The 17,435-nt window shown below is 67.8% G+C and carries 16 protein-coding genes; 7 read left to right on the forward strand and 9 right to left on the reverse strand.

Features of this window, described 5'->3' with window-relative positions; genetic code table 11:
• Positions 1-176 precede the first annotated feature (176 nt).
• Positions 177-770, reverse strand: coding sequence for a TetR/AcrR family transcriptional regulator (locus F5544_RS20295; protein WP_167474648.1), 594 nt, complete (start codon positions 768-770; stop codon positions 177-179).
• Positions 771-875: 105 nt separating this feature from the next.
• On the opposite strand from F5544_RS20295, the gene F5544_RS20300 reads away from it, so the two are divergent.
• Both F5544_RS20300 and F5544_RS20305 read left to right on the forward strand, forming a co-directional pair.
• Complete coding sequence (locus tag F5544_RS20300) at positions 876-1,160, forward strand: hypothetical protein (RefSeq protein ID WP_342760424.1); 285 nt, start codon at positions 876-878, stop codon at positions 1,158-1,160.
• The gene (locus tag F5544_RS20305; RefSeq protein WP_167474650.1) at positions 1,157-1,675 is read left to right on the forward strand and encodes a hypothetical protein; all 519 of its coding nucleotides are present in this window, start codon (positions 1,157-1,159) and stop codon (positions 1,673-1,675) included. Before F5544_RS20300 ends, F5544_RS20305 begins: the two co-directional genes overlap by 4 nt.
• Here the strand turns inward: F5544_RS20305 and F5544_RS20310 are convergent.
• A complete protein-coding gene (locus F5544_RS20310) occupies positions 1,663-2,478 on the reverse strand; it encodes an ABC transporter ATP-binding protein (RefSeq protein WP_174867374.1) in 816 nt (271 codons plus the stop codon). The two genes, F5544_RS20305 and F5544_RS20310, sit on opposite strands and share 13 nt — an antisense overlap.
• A complete protein-coding gene (locus tag F5544_RS20315; RefSeq protein WP_167474651.1) occupies positions 2,475-3,146 on the reverse strand; it encodes a FadR/GntR family transcriptional regulator in 672 nt (223 codons plus the stop codon). The genes F5544_RS20310 and F5544_RS20315 overlap by 4 nt, the downstream gene beginning before the upstream one ends.
• Before the next feature lie 247 nt (positions 3,147-3,393).
• On the opposite strand from F5544_RS20315, the gene F5544_RS20320 reads away from it, so the two are divergent.
• A complete protein-coding gene (locus tag F5544_RS20320) occupies positions 3,394-5,064 on the forward strand; it encodes a 2-isopropylmalate synthase (protein WP_203217673.1) in 1,671 nt (556 codons plus the stop codon).
• Here F5544_RS20320 and F5544_RS20325 read toward each other — a convergent pair.
• Positions 5,061-5,585, reverse strand: a complete 525-nt coding sequence (locus F5544_RS20325; RefSeq protein WP_167474653.1) for a DinB family protein — start codon at positions 5,583-5,585, stop codon at positions 5,061-5,063. The two genes, F5544_RS20320 and F5544_RS20325, sit on opposite strands and share 4 nt — an antisense overlap.
• Before the next feature lie 172 nt (positions 5,586-5,757).
• On the opposite strand from F5544_RS20325, the gene F5544_RS20330 reads away from it, so the two are divergent.
• Complete coding sequence (locus F5544_RS20330) at positions 5,758-7,770, forward strand: NAD-dependent epimerase/dehydratase family protein (protein ID WP_167474654.1); 2,013 nt, start codon at positions 5,758-5,760, stop codon at positions 7,768-7,770.
• A gap of 153 nt (positions 7,771-7,923) precedes the next feature.
• On the forward strand, positions 7,924-8,262 hold the full coding sequence (locus F5544_RS20335; RefSeq protein ID WP_167474655.1) for a hypothetical protein: 339 nt from the start codon (positions 7,924-7,926) through the stop codon (positions 8,260-8,262).
• Between the two features lie 169 nt (positions 8,263-8,431).
• Here F5544_RS20335 and F5544_RS20340 read toward each other — a convergent pair whose 3' ends face one another.
• Positions 8,432-10,153: an N-acyl-D-amino-acid deacylase family protein gene (locus tag F5544_RS20340; protein WP_167474656.1), complete on the reverse strand. Its 1,722-nt coding sequence runs from the start codon at positions 10,151-10,153 to the stop codon at positions 8,432-8,434.
• A 148-nt stretch (positions 10,154-10,301) separates the two neighbouring features.
• The gene (locus F5544_RS20345) at positions 10,302-11,084 is read right to left on the reverse strand and encodes an alpha/beta fold hydrolase (protein WP_167474657.1); all 783 of its coding nucleotides are present in this window, start codon (positions 11,082-11,084) and stop codon (positions 10,302-10,304) included.
• A gap of 124 nt (positions 11,085-11,208) precedes the next feature.
• Here F5544_RS20345 and F5544_RS20350 point away from each other — a divergent pair, with 124 nt between their 5' ends.
• A complete protein-coding gene (locus F5544_RS20350) occupies positions 11,209-11,703 on the forward strand; it encodes a MarR family winged helix-turn-helix transcriptional regulator (protein ID WP_167474658.1) in 495 nt (164 codons plus the stop codon).
• A 3-nt stretch (positions 11,704-11,706) separates the two neighbouring features.
• On the opposite strand, the gene F5544_RS20355 is transcribed toward F5544_RS20350, so the two are convergent.
• Both F5544_RS20355 and xylB read right to left on the reverse strand, forming a co-directional pair.
• Entirely contained in the window at positions 11,707-13,299 is a 1,593-nt protein-coding gene (locus F5544_RS20355; protein WP_167474659.1) for a hypothetical protein, read from the reverse strand.
• 183 nt (positions 13,300-13,482) lie between these two features.
• The gene (xylB, locus tag F5544_RS20360) at positions 13,483-14,865 is read right to left on the reverse strand and encodes a xylulokinase (protein WP_167474660.1); all 1,383 of its coding nucleotides are present in this window, start codon (positions 14,863-14,865) and stop codon (positions 13,483-13,485) included.
• Positions 14,866-14,963: 98 nt separating this feature from the next.
• Here xylB and F5544_RS20365 point away from each other — a divergent pair, with 98 nt between their 5' ends.
• Positions 14,964-15,449 carry a hypothetical protein gene (locus F5544_RS20365; protein ID WP_167474661.1) on the forward strand — a complete coding sequence of 162 codons (486 nt, stop codon included), beginning with the start codon at positions 14,964-14,966 and terminating at the stop codon, positions 15,447-15,449.
• Between the two features lie 257 nt (positions 15,450-15,706).
• Here F5544_RS20365 and F5544_RS20370 read toward each other — a convergent pair whose 3' ends face one another.
• Complete coding sequence (locus F5544_RS20370; RefSeq protein ID WP_167479352.1) at positions 15,707-17,290, reverse strand: peptide ABC transporter substrate-binding protein; 1,584 nt, start codon at positions 17,288-17,290, stop codon at positions 15,707-15,709.
• Positions 17,291-17,435 lie beyond the last annotated feature (145 nt).

Raw genomic sequence — 17,435 nt, forward strand, 5'->3', positions numbered from 1 at the left:
TTGGCTCGGCGCGGTTGCGCTGGTTCGATCGATGTCATTGTCCCCGTTGACATTCTGCGAGGTTGCCATGTTCGACGTCCCCGCTGATCCGATCGAATGGTTCCTGTACTGGTTGCGGGCGATCGCGTGCACGATCTCCTACAGCGACAGGGTCTGCCCGTTCCGGTAGCGACCGCTCAGCGCCGATACGACTCCAGCAGGGTGCGCGCCGCCTCGGGGAGGTCGGTGTCGAGCCAGGCCGGGAGGGTCGGCGCGTGGGCGTGGCGGCGTAGGGCGGCGTAGGGGAGGTCGACCACGGCGCGGCTGACGGCGTCGATGGCGCGCTCGTCGGCGCTGCCGAACAGCGCGTGGGCGATCCGGCGCAGGTGGGCGATGAGCGGCGCGTTCATCAGGTCGAGCCGGGCCCGGAATTCGTCGTCGGGTCCGCCGTCGAGTAGGTCGCGCGGGCGCAGGTTGAGCAGAAGCCTTGCGTCGTCGGGCAGTTCGCGGCCGAAACCGACCGCGGCGGCGGCCATCGCGACGCCCGCCGCCACCGGGTCCGGATCGTCGGCGGCGGCTAGGGTGCGGGCCTGGAATCGTTCCAGCGCGCGCAGCCATGCGGCGGTGAGCACCCCGTTCCGATTGCCGAAGCGGTGGTAGAGGGTGCCGACGGGGGCGCCGCTGGCTTCGGCGATGGCGGCCACCGACGCCGCGCGCGGGCCGTCGGTGAGTACCAGCGTCCGCGCCGCGTCCAGGATCACATCGGTGTCGTGCTTGCGAGGTGGGGCCATGTAATAGTACGTTCCTTCTATATGGAGCGACTGTCCTATATTGACGAGCATGCCAGATGGATCGACTCGGATCGCGAAAGGGTCTGGCGGGCACTGCTTCGAACAATGTGCAAAGACCCCCAGGATCCATCGACCCTGCCGACGGGTTGGTCGCTCGAATCGGCCGAACCACCCGGACGGCTGGCTTTGCAAGGGCACCACTGGTTTTCGCGCTACGCGCTGGTTTTCGAACTCGATGCGGACGGCCCGGGCGCGACCCGTATCCGCGCCAGATCGTGGGCGGACTTTCCTGGCCCGCACGGAAGGATCTACCGTGCGCTGGTCATCGGGTCGGGCGGCCACCGGGTAGTGGTACGCGGACTGCTGCGCAGAATCGCGAACGCGGCGTGAACCCCGGACTGGTCTGGGGTGCCACGCCCGCCGAACGCGCGCGGCGGTTACCGTGCGACGAACTGGAACCCGGTGGGCTGCAAGCGGATAGAGCCATCAGCATCGATGCGGCACCTTACCTCGTATATGCGTGGTTATGTCAATTGCGGGTCGCGCCTTACAGTTACGATCTGATCGACAACCTCGGGCGGCGCAGTCCCAGGACGCGTGATCCCGGGCTGACCACACTCGCGGCGGGGCAGCGGTTCATGTCCGTCTTCGAGCTGGTCGAATTCATTCCAGGCCAGTGCATTACCCTGCGGGCGGACCGGGTATCGGTCACCTACGCGGTGTTTCCGGAAGGGGCGGGTACCCGACTGGTGGTCCGCGTCCGATTCCGGCTCCCGCGCCCGATCGCCCACCCGGTGGCGTTCGGAGATCTGCTCATGACGCGCAAACAGCTGCTGACCCTGAAGGAATTGGCGGAGGCCGAACAGCGCGGGCAATCGACCGAATCGGGCGGTCAGTCCGGATAGCCGAGGCGGTCCACCCTGGCCCGCGCGGTCCAGCGTCCCTGATCGTGGCGCACCTCGACCGGGTGAGCGAAAGCGGCGCTGACGTTCTCGGTGGTGACCACATCGCGGGCCGATCCCGCGGCGACGGTGCGGCCGTCGGCGATGAGCAGCGCATGCGTCGTGGTGCTCGGCAACTCCTCCAGATGGTGGGTGACCAGGATCGATGCGACATCGGGATGGGTTTCGCCGAGTGAGTCGATGGTTTCCAGAAGTTGTTCGCGGGCAGCGAGATCGAGGCCGGTGGACGGCTCGTCGAACAGCAGCAGCCGCGGTTCGGCGATGAGCGCGCGGGCGATCAAGGTGCGGCCACGCTCGCCCTGGGACAGGGTCGGCCAGATCTCGTCGGCCTTACCCTTCAGCCCGAGCGTGTCGATCATCGCGTCGGCGCGGCGGATTTCGTCGGCGGTCGGCGTCCAGCGCATCGGCGTATCGATCGTCGCGGTGATGCCGGTGAGCACCACCTCGCGCACCGTCAGCGAATACCGCAGGGGATGGCGGGGATTCACATGCCCGATGGAGCGGCGCAGCTGGGCCAGGTCCACCCGGCCCATCTGTTCGCCGAGCACCCGGACCGTGCCGGTGGTGGGAAACGTTACGGCGCCGCAGAATCCGAGCAGGGTGCTCTTGCCCGCGCCGTTCGGGCCGAGCAGGGCCCAGTGCTGGTCGGAGCGCACGGTGAGCGAGATGCCGTCGATGATCTGCTTGCCCTCGCGGCGGAAGGTCACCTCGGTGAGTTCGAGCACGGGCCTGCGGTAATCGTTCACGAGAACGCTGCTTTCAGTGAGGTCAGATGGGTTCGGCTGAATTCCGCGGCGGCCGAGGCGTTTTTGGCGACGATGGCGTCGAGCAGCCGCTGGTGGGCGGCGTGGTCGGCGGATTCGGAAGGGACCGGCCGGATTTCGAGCATATCGATCATCGCGAGCCGGAGCCGGGGGAGGAAACTGTCGAAAAGCTGGGTGAGCACCTCGTTGTGCGCCGCGACGATGACGGCGCGGTGGAAGGCCATATCGGCGTCGACGTGTTCGGCGACCGGTTCGCCGTTCGCCTCCCGCGCCGCCAGCGTGCTGCGCAGCACCCGCAGATCGGCGCGGGTGCGGCGATGCGCGGCGAGGGCCGCGGCCTCCGATTCGATGGCGATGCGCGCCTCGATCACCGAAACGATATCGGCCTGGCGCAGCACGACATCCCAGTTCTCGGTGGCCTCCAGCGCGGTGACGTAGACGCCCGCGCCCTGGCGGCTGTCGAGTACACCCTTTCCCGCGAGTTCGCGGACCGCCTCGCGCAGCGTCGAACGGCCGACGCCGAGCTGGGCGGCCAGCGTCGTCTCGCCGGGTAGCCGGTGACCGAGCGGCCATTCACCTGCGCGAATGCGGGTCATCAGCAGTTCGGCGGTTTGCGCGGCGAGCGGGTGCCTGCGAACTTGCGCTGCCATCGAACCTCTCTACTTGTCTGAGGAGTTGTGTATAGTCTAGGACACCATGATCCACTGCCTGCTTCTGCTTAGCCGCCACGGCGGGGCCCGATAAGACCGGCCGCCCGCCGTGGGGCTCCGTCGTGGCCGGTCATCTCGTCATCGAGCAGCCAGGAAGCAGCACATGCGCACCTTTCCGACCATCGACACGCCCGTCGGTGAAATTCCCGCCGCCGCACCGGTATGGAACCGGCAGCGGCATTCCCAGATGCCGTCGCACCGCTACCGCGATATCTACTCCCGCGTGGAAGTACCACTCACCCAGCGGAATTGGCCGGACAACCGGATCACGAAGGCGCCGCTGTGGGTGCCGGTCGATCTGCGCGACGGCAACCAGGCGCTGGCCGAGCCGATGGACCCGGCCCGCAAACGCCGTTTCTTCGAACTCCTGATCGCCATGGGCTACAAGGAGATCGAGGTCGGATACCCGTCGGCGTCGCGAACCGATTACGACTTCGTCCGGCTGCTCGCCGAAACCGGCCTGGCCCCAGCGGATGTCACCATCGTCGTATTCACCCCGGCCCGCAGGGATCTGCTGGAACGCACCGTCGAATCGGTGCGCGGCATCCGCAACGAGGTGGTGGTGCACATGTACACCGCGACCGCGCCCGCCTGGCGGAATATGGTGCTCGGCAAGGATCGCCGGGAACTGCGCGAGCTGATCCTGGACGGCGGCCGGGTGCTGCGTGAGCTCGCGGGCGATCTGCCGAACGTCCGATTCCAGTTCTCCCCAGAGGTTTTCAACCTCACCGAACCCGACTACGTGCTGGAGATCTGCGATGCGATGACCACGCTGTGGGATGCGACGCCGCAGCGGCCGGTGGTGCTGAACCTGCCCGCCACCGTCGAGGTCGCCACCCCCAACGTCTACGCCGACCAGATCGAATACATGCACCGCAACCTGGCCCGCCGGGACAGCGTGATCCTCTCGGTGCATCCGCACAACGACCGCGGCACCGGCATCGCCTGCGCCGAACTGGCGGTGCTCGCCGGGGCCGAGCGGGTCGAGGGCTGCGTCTTCGGCAACGGTGAACGCACCGGGAATGTCGATATCGCGACGCTGGCGTTGAATCTGCATGCGCAGGGCGTGGATCCGATGATCGACTTCTCCGATATCGACGAGATCCGCCGCACCGTCGAATACTGCACCCGGCTGCCGATCCACGAAAGGCACCCGTACGTCGGCGATCTCGTGCACACCGCGTTCTCCGGAACCCACCAGGACGCGATCAAGAAGGGTATGGCCGAACATCGGGCCAGGGCGGCCGAGACGGGGCGCCCGGAACGCGAAATCGACTGGCAGGTACCGTATCTGCCGATCGATCCGGCCGATGTCGGCCGCAGCTACGATGCGGTGATCCGGGTGAATTCGCAATCCGGCAAGGGCGGCATCGCCTACCTGCTGCAGGCGGAATACGGGCTGGACCTGCCGCGCAGGCTGCAGATCGATTTCGCGAAACACGTGCAGCGCCGCGCCGACGACACCGGCCTGGAGATCACCGCGACGGAACTGTACGACCTGTTCGCCGCCACCTACCTCGACGACTCGGAACCGGCTGTGGTGCTGAAGGATTGGCGCACCTCCGGCGACGGCGACGCGGCGTGCACGGAGATCACACTGGTCGTGGACGGCGCCACCGCCGTATCCGAACATCACGGGATCGGGCCGGTGGCGGCGCTCACCGCGGCGCTGGCGAAGACCGGCCGCGCGGTGGAGATTCTGAGCCTCACCCAGCAGTCTATCGGCGGCGGGAACGCGAGCACGGCCATCACCTATCTGGAATACCGGATCGGTGCGCGTACCGGATGGTCTTGCGGCCGTTCCGATTCCGTACTCGCGGCCTCGCTCGCCGCGGTGCTGCGGGCGGCGAACGCTTAGTCCCCGGTCGCCCCGTCGATGCGCTCGCGCAGGAAGTCGGCGTGGCCGTTGTGGCGGGCGTACTCCTCGATCATGTGGATGTATACCCAGCGCAGGCTGTACTCCGATTCGGGCCTGCGCGGATGCTTGAAGGTGGCGTCGAGGGACATATCGGCGACGGCGGCGTCGGCGAGTTCGATCTCACTGCGGAACGCGGCGAAGGTCGCGGCCGGATCGGCATCGGCGATATCGTCGAGGTCGCCGTCCCAGTTGTCCTCGGAGCAGTAGATGTAGTCGATCGACTCGCCGCGCGCGGTCCGCCGGAACCAGCCGCGCTCCACCTCCGTCATATGCCGGACCAGGCCGAGCAGCGACAGCGTCGACGGTGCGACACACCGCTGGCGCAGCTGTTCGGCCTCCAGACCGGAGCATTTCCACAGCAGGGTCTGCCGATGGGTGTCCAGCCAGGCCTGCAGCATCGGGCGTTCGTCGGCGATCAGCGGCGGCGAGGTGCGTTGGATATCGGGTGCGATCCACGTCATCCGGCGACTGTAGCGCCGCCGTGCGGGTGGGGTCGCATGGATTTGCCGGAATCCGACGGGGCGCATGCCGATTCCGTCGGCGTCCACTGAGTGGGACAGTTCCGGAATTCCGCTGACACGGATACGCGATGCCAGTGCACTATTCCCACCTGGCAGGTTTGTGGGAGGCGCCATGCGAATCATGATCACCGGAGCCACCGAGCCGAGCGGGCTGGCGGTGGCGCGGATGCTGACCGCGGCCGGACATGACGTGATCGGGTTCGACAGGCCGGGACGCGGACCCATCGATTCGGAAATACCGCTGCTGACCGGGGATTTCGCGGATCCGGCGGATTGCGCTCGGGCGATGGCGGGCTGCGTGAGCGTGTTGCATCTCGCCGATCGCGGCCTGGCCGGGGTCGCGGCCGCCGCGCGGAAGTCCGGTGCGCGCGTTGTGGTTCCGGTCGTCGCGGGGGCGCGCGTCGCGGGACGCACCGAATCCGGAGTTTCGGCGCTGCTGCGCGGCGTCGACGGCCTGATGCTCCGGATACCCGCCGTCGCCGGGCGTCGCGTCGGCCGGGAGACCTGGCGCGCGCTCGAACCCCTGCTCGGACCCGATACCGCGGAGGGTTTCCAGCTGCTGCACACCGACGATCTGGAACGCTTCCTGGTGGCGGCCGCCGCCTCGCAGCGCACCGGAATCGTCGAACTGACCGCGCCGGGCCTGGTGACACCGACCGAGGTGCGAAAGCTGCTGCGCCGTGCCGGAATTCGGTATTCGGCCTGGGTGCCAGGCTGGTCCGGCCGTGCACCACTGCTGGATCCGACGGCCGCGCAACGGGATTGGGGGTTCCGCTACGGTTGGTCGGCGCGGGAGGTCGTGGAGGACCTGGTGCGCGGACTGCTCGGCCGGAAACCGGACTGTCGCGGATTCCACGCGCGCCTCGGCGCTATCCCGGTGCCGGTACGCGGCAGCCTGTCGTCGCCTGAGCCGCGAGCCGGAGGGCCTGGTGCGGCAGGCGAATTCGCGGATCACTACCCGTCGGCCGCGGCTCGGCACACCCGATACGCCACCCTGCCCGAGTCCCCGACACCACTGACGGCCGACCTACATCTGGGCGCGCTGCGGCTCGCGGACAAGTCGGTGGCTACTTTGCTGGGCCCAGCACTCCGATATCGCCTGTCGGCCCCGAGGCACGGTTGCGGCTGTTTCTCGGTGGCGGCTGAGCGCGACGGCGCGGCGACGGCACGGCATGGTTGCGGCTGTTCTTCGGCGGTAGACGAGCGCGACGGCGCGGCAACCGTGCGGCACGGTTACGGCGGCCTCCCGCTCGCGGGCGAGCGCGGCAGTGCGGCAACCGCTTTCAAGGGCATGGCCCGACTATTGATTGTCGCGCGCAGATACCGGGCCTCGGTCGCGCGGATCGACGCCGCCGCCCGTGCCGAGGCGTTGGATGCCGACGATATCCGTGCGCTCACCGACGCGCAGCTGCATGTGCGCGCGCTGCTGTCGCGGGACCGCCTCGCGCAGGCGTGGCAGGCCGTCGCGGTCGGTGATGTGCTCACCCGATGGGCGGGGCTGGACGATGATGTTTCGGATCCGGCGAAATCCCTACCGGCCGTTGCGCGTTTGGCACGGCAGTGCCGTGCCGATATTGCACTGCATGCCATTGCGCGCCGCGGTGACGTGCGCGCGGCGCGAGCGGCGTGGCCCGCATTCGACTCCGTGATCGACGAGATCGCCCATCGCGGCCCCGACGAATACGAGCTGATGGAGCCGACTTTCGGAGACCGCCCGGACCTCCTCTTGACCGCTGCGGCCGAATTCGCTTCACACACAGCATGTTTGCCGAATATGCAAAGTGGCATCGAATGCATAATTGCCGAGGATGCCATTGCTGACGCGGATCGGCCCGGCGGGCGGCGATACGTCGCCGATCGTGACCGATCCCGCGACGCGGTAGCCCGGATCACCCACTGCCTACGCCTACTGGTGCGGGAACGCGCGACCCGGCTGGTACGGTCCGGCCGACTCGTCGACCCCGATGATGCCTGCTACCTGACCTTCGACGAACTGTTCTGTCCGCCCAGGGATTACGCCGAGCGGATCGTATCCCGCCGCACGGCGGTATCCGCGCCGGGCGCGCAGGCCATCGGGCGAGAAACGGAACCGCGCACCGCCTTCGGGCCCGCGGATCGGCCGTAATCCCGCGGACCCGCACCGCGGCGGTTCAGGCCCCTTCCCGCGCGTTGTGCACATGCGAAGTGCGGGCGGACCATTGACTCGGACACGGCGTTCGGAGCGTGCGGCTACATCGAAAAGCCGCGACGGCGCCGGTCATCCCTGGAGGGAAGTCGCATGGGTTGGCTGCGTCGGCTCGAGAAGAGGCTGGAAAAGCAGAACGAGGAGTATCTGAAGGCTCGCCGGGAACTGTCGGAGGCTCGGCTGCGGGCGGCGCTATCGATGACCGGCGCGGAGCGGGCCGAGGCGAAGCTGCGAGCGGACGACGATTTCGAGCGGCGACGGCGGCGCAGGAATGAGCAGGCGCGGGCAATGAGCCGCAACACGTCCGCCGATACCTCGACGGGCAGTGCCTCGATATGGCGGCGCACGCCGACCAGCCGGGTCGAATACCCCGATAGTGGATGGCATTCACCCGGCAGCGGACTGTGGAGCGATCTGGACCATCGAGATTGATCGCGCCCCAACCCTTGCCAGGCTGAGCGAACCGGGCCGCTCCCGGCCGAACGCCGGGAACTGGGCGCGGCCATGCTCGCCGAAGCGGCCGCCCTCGAACCCGGCTCCGATCGGCGGCGCTGGTTGCGGAATGCCTGCTGGCCGTGCGAATTTCCCAGGAAACCGGATGCTACCGTGCCGCGAGGAAAGAGCCCGCATGCAGCGTGGTGCCGAATCCCGGTGCGAACTCACCGTATTCGTAGAGGATGTGTCCGCCGACGAGGGTGGCGGCGACGGCTCGGTCGTTGCGGTTCACCATGCGCGACAGGCCATCGATACCGGGTACCGGCGCCTCGGCGTATTCCGCGCTGGCGCCGTCGAATCCGGCCGGATCGAGCACCGCGATATCGGCCCGCGCGCCCTCGGCCAACCGGCCCGCGTCCAGCCCGTACCAGTCGGCCAGTTCACCGGTGAGGCGGTGCACCGCCGTTTCCACCGGCATGAACCCGCGCCGGTGCACCCGCTCCAGCATCCGCAGCCCGAAGTTGTAGAAGGCCATATTCCGCAGGTGCGCACCGGAATCCGCGAAGCCGACCTGCATCACCGGCGACCGCTGCAACTCGTCGAGCACGGCCTCGCGATCGTTGGCGATCACCGTGCGCCAGCGCAGGGCCTTGCCGTGCGCGACGGTGAGATCGAGCAGCGCGTCGGCCGGGTGGATACCGCGCTCGTCGGCGACCTGGCCGAAGGATTTCCCGATGACATCGGCGTCCGGGCAGGCCACGATCTGCGCGTCGTAGAGGTCGCGGTGCCAGACCCGAGGCCCGAAACGCTTCGCGAGATCTTTTCGGAACTGCCGCCGATACGTCTCGTCGGCGAGCAGTTCGCCGCGCTTCATGACATCGCGGATGTTCAGCGCCGCGGAGCCGGACCCGAATTCCTCGAACACCACCAGATCGACGCCGTCGGCGTAGAGCTCGAACGGCACCGGTAGGTGTTGCCACCGGAACTGTGCCGCGCCAACGGTATTCGCGATCCGCGCGGCAATGGTCGCGGCGCGGGCGGTGGTGCGGTCGGCCTTCACATCCATACCGGCGATGAGGGTGGTCTTGAGCGGTTTGCGCAACCGCCCCGCGCTCTGTGCGAAATAGCGGGCGATCTCGGCCCGGGCGGTGAGGTTCGGTGTGCTCTGATGGATCCGATTCCGTTGCCGCAGAATGTTGTTCAGCGCCCGGTACTCGGCCCAGGTGGCATATGTCGACGGCAGCTGCCGCGCCGGGAAGCGCGACCCTTCGAGTTTGGAGAACGAGCTGCGGATGGTGGACAGTCCGAGGAAGCCGGCGTCGAGCGCCTCGGTGAGCATGTGCCGCATGCGATTCAGCTCGGCCGGGGTCGGTCGCGTCTGCGCGTCCACCGCGCGGGCCAGGCCCATCACCGCCACCCGGATATCCGAATGGCCGAGCAGCGCGGCGATATTCGCGCCGAGCGGGCGGCCGGCCAGCGAGCGGACGTAGGACCTGGGATCGTCCCAGTCCCGGTGCTCCTTCACGGCCGAATGCACCGCGTCCCACGGCAGCGCCTCGACCCTGGCGAACATGTCGGCGCAGTCCTCGGCGCCGGAGTACACCGTGGACAGCGAGCAGTTCCCGATGACGACGGTGGTGACGCCGTGCCGCACCGATTCGCCGAGTCCGGGATTGCCGAGCACCTCTGCGTCGTAGTGGGTGTGCACGTCGAGCATGCCCGGAATGACCCATTTGCCCGCGGCGTCGATGGTGCGCGCGCCGTCGGGCAGTCCGGTGGCGACGGCGGCGACCCGGCCGTCGGCGATGCCGACATCGGCCGTCCGCGGCCGCGCCCCCGAGCCGTCGAATACGCTTCCGCCCCGGATCACCACGTCGTAGCGCGTCATTGTCGCTCCCTCGGTCCGTCTTGTGCAGTACTGCCGGGGTTCGGCGGGCCGTGGTCGCCACGGCGCGAGGCGACCGCGGTCTGTCCACGGCAGTTATATCTGGTACTGCTGGTATCCACTACATGGTGGCACGAGGTCGCCGCGGTCTCTACCGGTCGAGGAACTCGTCTACCGCCCGCAGTACCGCGGTCGGGTCGGCGAACCAGTCCATATGTCCCTCGTCGGCGATTTCGACGAGGCGGCTGTTCGCGATGGCGGCGTGCAGATCGCGCGAACTCTCGATCGGCACCATATTGTCCCGGCCGAGGCCGATCACCAAGGTGGGCGCCTGAATTCGGGGCAGCAGCGGTCGCAGATCGAGGGCAAGGCCGAGATCCAGTTGCCGGGCGATGCCCGCGGGCGGCCAGTCGTCGGCGAGCGAGGCGGCCAGGCCCGCGTGCCCGAACCGGTCGACGGCGGCCGGGCCGAAGCCGGTGAGCGTCGAGAAGCGCTTGAACATCTCGCGGTCGACGTCCAACAGGTTGCGCCAGGTCTGGAAGTAGAAGTGATCGCGCGGTCCGGTGGTGTGCGCCCACCCGGCGACCAGGATCAACTTGCGCACCAGCTCCGGGTGTTCGGCCGCGACGCCGACCGCGGCGGCAGCGCCGAGCGAGAAGCCGAGCAGGTCGACCGGACCGTCGGTCGCGGTGCGGATGGCGGCGGTGACCTGTTCGGCAATGAGTTCGACGGTGAGCGGGCCGCCGTCGTCGCTGGTCTTGCCGCTGCCGCCGAGGTTGGGCCGCACCACGGTTCGATGTCCGGCGAAATGGTCGACCACGTGGCCGAAGACCTTGTCCGCATCGCCGCCGGTGCCGTGCACCAACGTCAGTCCTGGCCCGTGGCCATCGATCTCGTAGTGCACCTCGGACGCACCGGTCGCCACGAAAGGCATGACTTCCTCCATTGCCTCAGCGCTGATAATCTCAGCGCTCAAATAACTAGCGCTCAGATAAAAGCATCCGAAGAAGCGTCGCGTCAAGGGGGCTTTTAGACTGGGCATTCGTGAGGTGGAGCGCATGACCGACGCGGTGGGCGGGGTAGTCGAACAGTGGCGGCGCGAGCGCCCGGATATCGATCCATGGCCGATCGGCGTTGTCGGGCGGCTCATGCGGCTGTCCCGGTTGTGGGACAAACAGATCAAGGACTACCTGACCGAAAACGGTTTGGAGCCGGGCGAATTCGACGTGCTCACGGTGCTGCGCCGCAGGGGCGAGCCCTACGAGCTCACCGCGGGCGACATCCTCGGCGCCTCGCTGGTCACCTCGGGTGCGATCACCCTGCGCATCGACCGGATGGAGGCCAAGGGGCTGGTCGAACGGATCCGCGACAGCGGCGACCGCCGGGTGGTCCGGGTGCGGCTGACCCGAAAGGGCCTGTCCGCCATCGACAAGATACTGCCCGGCCACCTCGCCAACGAGGCCGCGCTGCTCGACGGCATCGACCGGGAGACCGCCGACCGGCTCGCGGACATCCTCAGCGCGCTGCTCGTCGCCAGGGGTGATATCGGCTGAGCCTCACGCCACCTTCAACACCACATACGTCACCAGCAGCAGCGCGAGAATGAGGGCCGCACCCGCGGGCCCGCCGATCAGCAGCACGCTCAGCCAGCCGAGCCCGGCCAGTGTGCCCGCCGCGAGCCAGGTGCCGATCGGCGCGAATCGCGAGATCATGCCGAAGGTTTCGGTGGGCGTCACGAGATCGGTTTCCGGCGCGCACTTTCCGCTGCGCACATACTCGGCGATGTTCGGAAGCCGTTGCGGCACAAGCGCCGCACCGTGCCCGCCCTGAATCGAGCGCACCTGCACGGCGTTCGGCGGCACCGAGTCGAATCCGGTGAATCCGCCGACCCCGATATCGCGCATGCCGAATCCGCGCAGCGCGCTGCACAGCCAGGCCACCGGCTTGTCCGCGCTCGCGCAGACGTTCACCAGCTCACGGACCTGCCCGCGGTCGGTGGCGCGCAGCCAGTCGTATTCGCGGGGCAGCACGCTGCCCGCCAGGAAGACATGATCGAAGCGCAGCGCCGGAATCTGTTTCAGCGATTGCCCGAACAGATATGTCCCGTTGCTGTGCCCGACGAAGTGGAACGGCTTGCCGGGATGCCTGGCCAGGTAGTAGCTGTACTGGTCGGCGAACCAGCGCAGGTTGCGCCGCCGGGTGAACGGCAGCGCGAAATCGTATGCCGAGAGCCTGCCGTAGGACGGCGTCACCACCAGCGCGGCATGATCGTGATTGGCCAGCTGGTCGGCCAGTTCGGCGGGCCAGTCGCCGCTGCCGGAGCGAATTCCGTGCAGCGCGAACACCACCGACTTCTTCGCCGCCTCGCTCGGCGGCACCGGGGTGGGCTCGGTGGCCTGGATCGGTTCGGTGATGGCCCAGCACAGGATGTCGAACCGCTGGCCGGGATAGTCCTCCCGGACCGAGTCGACGGCGACGATATCGTCGTGGGTGGCCAGCGGCACCACCCGCTGGGTCCCCGTCGGCAGCGCCTCCAGATCCCGGCTGTCCTCGTCGGCCACCGTGACGTCGTCGTCGGCGCGCAGCTGCACGACCTTCGGCGCCCGATGACCGAGCTCGGCGAATTCGCGCATCCACTGGATCCGCAGATTGGTGACGAACGGCGTGCCCATCACGAGTTCGGCGATGGTGTACCGGCGCAGCAGCGGTGCGAACAGCCACAGCAGGATTCGCTGCGGCCAGGCCTGCCGCGCCGGGTCGAAGCCGCGGTTCGGCGTCGCGAGCAGCACGATCCGGGTGACGGCCCGCGCCCAGGACAGTGCGGGTCCGTCGATGCCGCAGCGCGCCTGCAGATACGCGTAGCGCACCAGCAATCCGCCGATGCCGTGCCCGATGAGAACGACCTCGCGGGTGCGCCGCGGACCGATGCGGTAGCTGTCGATGCGGTCGGCCAGATCCCGCGCGTGCGCGGCGAGTCCCGCGCGGGAGAACCGGCGCACCGGATCGGGAAACTCCCAGTAGATGGTCTCGTCGTCGCTGTAACCCGGCACTGTTCGCAGTCGTTCGAACAGGCCGGCGACGGCGCCGGGACGCTCCGACGTGCGTCCGACGTAGATGATGAGTCGCTTGTGGCTGCTTGCGGATGTCACCGCGTCCCCCCGGATCGGCTGCTGTCGATTCTAGGCCCTGCCTTGAAATCCCGTGCGGCGCGCCCCGGCCGTCGCCTCCCACGCGCGACGGACTCATCCGACTGGACTACGAGTCAGAACCTAGGTCCTACCAGCAATATCGATTGCGGCGCGCGGTTCGTTTCGGTGAGTGGGATCGCGGCGTCAGTAGAGCGCCTGCCGGGCTCGGCGATACGCGGCCCGGATGTCGGCGCCGATCGTCGCATCGGCGGGCGCCGGGATCTCGGCCGCGGTGCGCGCGGGCCAGTTCGGCGGATCGGCCTTGCCGGACAGCGCCCACGCCGCCTGCCGCGCCGCGCCGAGCGCGACATATTCCCCGGGTTCGGGCACGGTGACGGTGACGCCGAAGATCTCGGCGGCCAGCCGGGCGACCAGCGGTGAACCGGCCGCACCGCCGATGAGCAGCACCCGGCGCGGCGCGGCGCCGAGCGCGTCGAGCGCATCGGCCATATTGCAGAGCATGCCCTCGTATGCGGCGCGGGCAATGTTGCGGGGGCGCATGGTATCCGGGCGCAAACCGTGCAGGCTGCCCGCGACGTGCGGCAGGTTCGGGGTGCGTTCGCCGGTGAGGTAGGGGAGCAGCACGATCCCGCCCGCGCCCGGATTCGCCTGCGCGGCAAGGTCTTCGAAAGTCCGCTGGTCCACGCCGAGTAGATCGGCGACCGAGCCGAGCACCCGGGCCGCGTTGAGGGTGCACACCAGCGGCAGGAAAGCGCCTGTGGCGTCGGCGAATCCGGCGACAGCGCCGGTGGGGTCCGCGCTCGGCACGGTATTTCTGGCGAAGACGGTGCCGCTGGTGCCGAGGGAGACGACGACATCGCCGGGCCCGATGGCCAAACCCAGTGCGGCCCCGGCATTGTCGCCGGTGCCCGCGGCCACCGGCACCCCGGCCGGGGTCCAGCCGACGATCTCCGCGGGCGCGGCGACCCTGGGCAGCTCGGGCTCGCGTCCCCGGAAGGCAAGCGACAGAATATCTTTGCGGTATTCGCCGGTGACGGGCGACCAGTAGCCGGTGCCCGACGCGTCGCCGCGATCGGTGGTCGGTTCGGCGTCGGCGCCGCGCAACCGCCAGGTCAGGTAGTCGTGCGGCAGCATGATGCGGCGGGTGCGGTCGGCGAGTTCGGGTTCGTGGTCGGCGAACCAGCGCAGCTTGGCGACGGTGAACGCGGCCAGCGGAACGCTGCCGACGGCGTCGGCCCAGGCCCGCGGCCCGCCGAATTCGGTGACGAGCTGTTCGGCGGCGGCCGCGGAGCGGGTGTCGTTCCACAGCAGCGCGTCGCGCACCGGGCGGTGCGTCCCGTCCAGGGCGACCAACCCGTGCTGCTGGCCGGCGATGGCGATCGCGTCGACCCGGTGGAACCGGCCATTGCCGACGGAATGCAGTGCCTGCCACCAGGATTCGGGGGAGACCTCGGTGCCGTCGGGATGTGGGGCGGTGGCCCGGTCCAGGATTTCGCCGGTATCGGCGTCGCAGACGACCACCTTGCACGACTGTGTGGAGCTGTCCACGCCCGCGACGGTCGTCATCGGCGGCCTCGATTCGGATAACGCATGCCACCCACCTTGCACCCCGGCGGGCCGGACCCGGGGTAATTCGGCGTGATCGGTTCCGGGACACTGGGTTCGTGACCGAAGTCGATGTGACCGTCGGCGACGAGCAGCTGCCCGAGCCGATCACCAATGCCCGGCTCACCGAACTCGTCGCGGATCCGGGCTGCCCGTACATCACGGTGAGCCGCGGCGATGACGAGTACATCCAGGCGCGGCTGCTGGACGACGGCGTATACGAACTCGAATACCGCGAGGCCGCGGACCATTTCCAGGTCTACACACCGGATCCGGTGCTGGTGCGCGACACCATGTGGTCGTGGATCGATGGCGACGACCGGTGGCGAAAGACGGTGGCGTGGTACCGAATAGATCCGGCGATACTCGAATTGTCGGCGCTGCGTGGTGAATTGACCGACATGCTGGACGGAATCGCGGCGCTGCGCGATCTTTCGCGCGAGTCGTACGCGTTCGGGGATGCGACCCTGGATGACGCTTTCGCCCGCATAGACGAGATCGCCGCCATGGAGCCCGGTTCGGATGAGGACGACGAGGTGGATTGAGCGCCCGGGGCGGACCGATACCGACCCGGGCGGCCCCTCACGGCATCAGCAACATGTGGAGGAATTGCGAGACGGACCAGATAATCTGTCCGAGGAAATGCGGGATCATCACGGTTCCTTCCTGCTCGGGGCGATTCGGGCGATGTAGGCCCGGACGTTCAGTTATTCGTCGCCGAGCAGGCGGGGGATGGGCACGGACCGTACGGTTGACCGGAAGGCGGTGGAGCCGCTGATGATCCGGCTCCACCGCGTACGGATTACTTCTCGATGTTCTCGAAGTCGAACAGGCCGCTCCAGGACATCTCGGCCTTCTTCACCTTGGTCGAGCGCCCGCCGGGCATGGTGTAGTCCCACAGCGGGATATCGGCCATATCCCTCAGCAGCACCGCCTGTGCCTGCGCGACGAGCTTGTACGACTCCTGCTCGGTCGGCGCGGCATACGCGGCGTTGAGCAGGTTGTCGAACTCCGGGCTCTTGTACTCGACATCATTGCCGTTGGAGAAGCTGTAGTACTGCACGCTCAGGAATTCCAGCATGGTCGGGTAGTCACCCTGCCAGCCGTAGCGGAACGCGGTGCCGATCGTCTTCGAGGTGATCTTGTCGCGAATGTTCTTGAACGTCGGATACGGCGTGCCGATGGCGTCGATGCCGAGGGTGTTCTTGATGCTGTTGGCGGCCGCGTCCACCCAACCCTGGTGATTGCCGTCGGAGTTGTACGCGATCTCGTAGCGGCCCGACCACGGTGAAATGGCGTCGGCCTGCGCCCACAGCTTCTTGGCCTCGGCCGGATTGAACTTCAGCGCATCGACACCCGGCAGGTCGTTGTTGAAGCCGGGCAGCGTTTTCGCGGTGAAATCGCGTGCGGGTTCCCGGGTGCCGTGGAAGATCTTGTCGCAGATGAGGTCTCGATCGATCGCCGCCGAAATGGCCTTGCGCCGCAATACACCTTCTTGGCCGCCCCAATGCGGGGCGCTCTGCTGAATGCCGATGGACTGCTTGTACGCGATGTCCTTGGAGATCGCGCGGTCGCCGAGATCCTTCTTGTAGGTGGTCAGCGCGCTGTCCGGGATGAGGTCGAGCGCGTCGAGATTATCGGCCTGCAGATCCGCGTACGCCGTGTCGTAGGACTGGTACATCACGAAGCGCAGGCCCTTGTTCTTGGCCGGGCGCCCGCCGTGGTACTCCGGATTCGGGACCACCTCGATCTTGACGTTGTGCTCCCAGCTGGTCAGCTTGTACGGTCCGTTGCCCACCGGATGCTCACCGAACGCCTTTATATCCTTGAACGCCACATCGGGCAGCGGATAGAACGGTGCGAAGCCGAGACCGGTGACGAAGTCGATCGACGGCCGCTTGAGATCGACGGTGAAGGTCTTGTCGTCGACGACCTTCAGGCCCGACAACGTCTGTGCCTTCGGCGGATTCGACTGTACGTCTTCGAAGCCGACGATCGGTTCGAAGACGAAGCTCTGCAGCTGGGCGTTGGTGCCGAGGGCGCCGTAGTTCCAGGCGTCGACGAACGACTTGGCCGTCACCGGGGTGCCGTCGGAGAACTTCCAGTCCGGCTTGATGGTGATCTTGTAGTGCTGCCGGTCGTTCGTCTCGATGGACTGCGCCATCTCGTCATGCGCGTTGCCGTTGGCGTCGTAATACTTCAGCCCGGCGAAGAGCCGGTCGACCACCCGGCCGCCCATGTTCTCGTTGGTATTGGTGGGGATCAGCGGATTCTGCGGTTCACCACCGTTGACCTTGACGAGATCGGTGTCGCCGCCGGAATCGGAGGACGAACAGCCGGTCAGGCCGAGGCCCGCGGTGAGCACCGCGGCCGCGACAAGCACCATTGCTTTGGTAAGTCTCAAGAGGCTCTCCCGGGGGTCGAGAAGGTGGCGGCACCCGTGCGGCGGCTCGGGGTCGACCGAACCGCACGCGTCTGATCCCGCCATGGGATGTATTCGGACACTAGCCATTTCGCGCGCCTTTGTCCTG

This window comes from Nocardia arthritidis, assembly GCF_011801145.1.
GTDB classification, from domain to species: Bacteria; Actinomycetota; Actinomycetes; order Mycobacteriales; family Mycobacteriaceae; genus Nocardia; species Nocardia arthritidis_A.

Bases quoted from the DNA above. Each gene is read 5' to 3' on its own strand.
- F5544_RS20295 (WP_167474648.1), bottom strand. From the start codon at position 770: ATGGCCCCACCTCGCAAGCACGACACCGATGTGATCCTGGACGCGGCG.
- F5544_RS20300 (WP_342760424.1), top strand. From the start codon at position 876: ATGTGCAAAGACCCCCAGGATCCATCGACCCTGCCGACGGGTTGGTCG.
- F5544_RS20315 (WP_167474651.1), bottom strand. From the start codon at position 3,146: ATGGCAGCGCAAGTTCGCAGGCACCCGCTCGCCGCGCAAACCGCCGAA.
- F5544_RS20320 (WP_203217673.1), top strand. From the start codon at position 3,394: ATGCCGTCGCACCGCTACCGCGATATCTACTCCCGCGTGGAAGTACCA.
- F5544_RS20325 (WP_167474653.1), bottom strand. From the start codon at position 5,585: ATGACGTGGATCGCACCCGATATCCAACGCACCTCGCCGCCGCTGATC.
- F5544_RS20330 (WP_167474654.1), top strand. From the start codon at position 5,758: ATGCGAATCATGATCACCGGAGCCACCGAGCCGAGCGGGCTGGCGGTG.
- F5544_RS20335 (WP_167474655.1), top strand. From the start codon at position 7,924: ATGGGTTGGCTGCGTCGGCTCGAGAAGAGGCTGGAAAAGCAGAACGAG.
- F5544_RS20340 (WP_167474656.1), bottom strand. From the start codon at position 10,153: ATGACGCGCTACGACGTGGTGATCCGGGGCGGAAGCGTATTCGACGGC.
- F5544_RS20345 (WP_167474657.1), bottom strand. From the start codon at position 11,084: ATGCCTTTCGTGGCGACCGGTGCGTCCGAGGTGCACTACGAGATCGAT.
- F5544_RS20350 (WP_167474658.1), top strand. From the start codon at position 11,209: ATGACCGACGCGGTGGGCGGGGTAGTCGAACAGTGGCGGCGCGAGCGC.
- xylB (WP_167474660.1), bottom strand. From the start codon at position 14,865: ATGACGACCGTCGCGGGCGTGGACAGCTCCACACAGTCGTGCAAGGTG.
- F5544_RS20370 (WP_167479352.1), bottom strand. From the start codon at position 17,290: ATGGTGCTTGTCGCGGCCGCGGTGCTCACCGCGGGCCTCGGCCTGACC.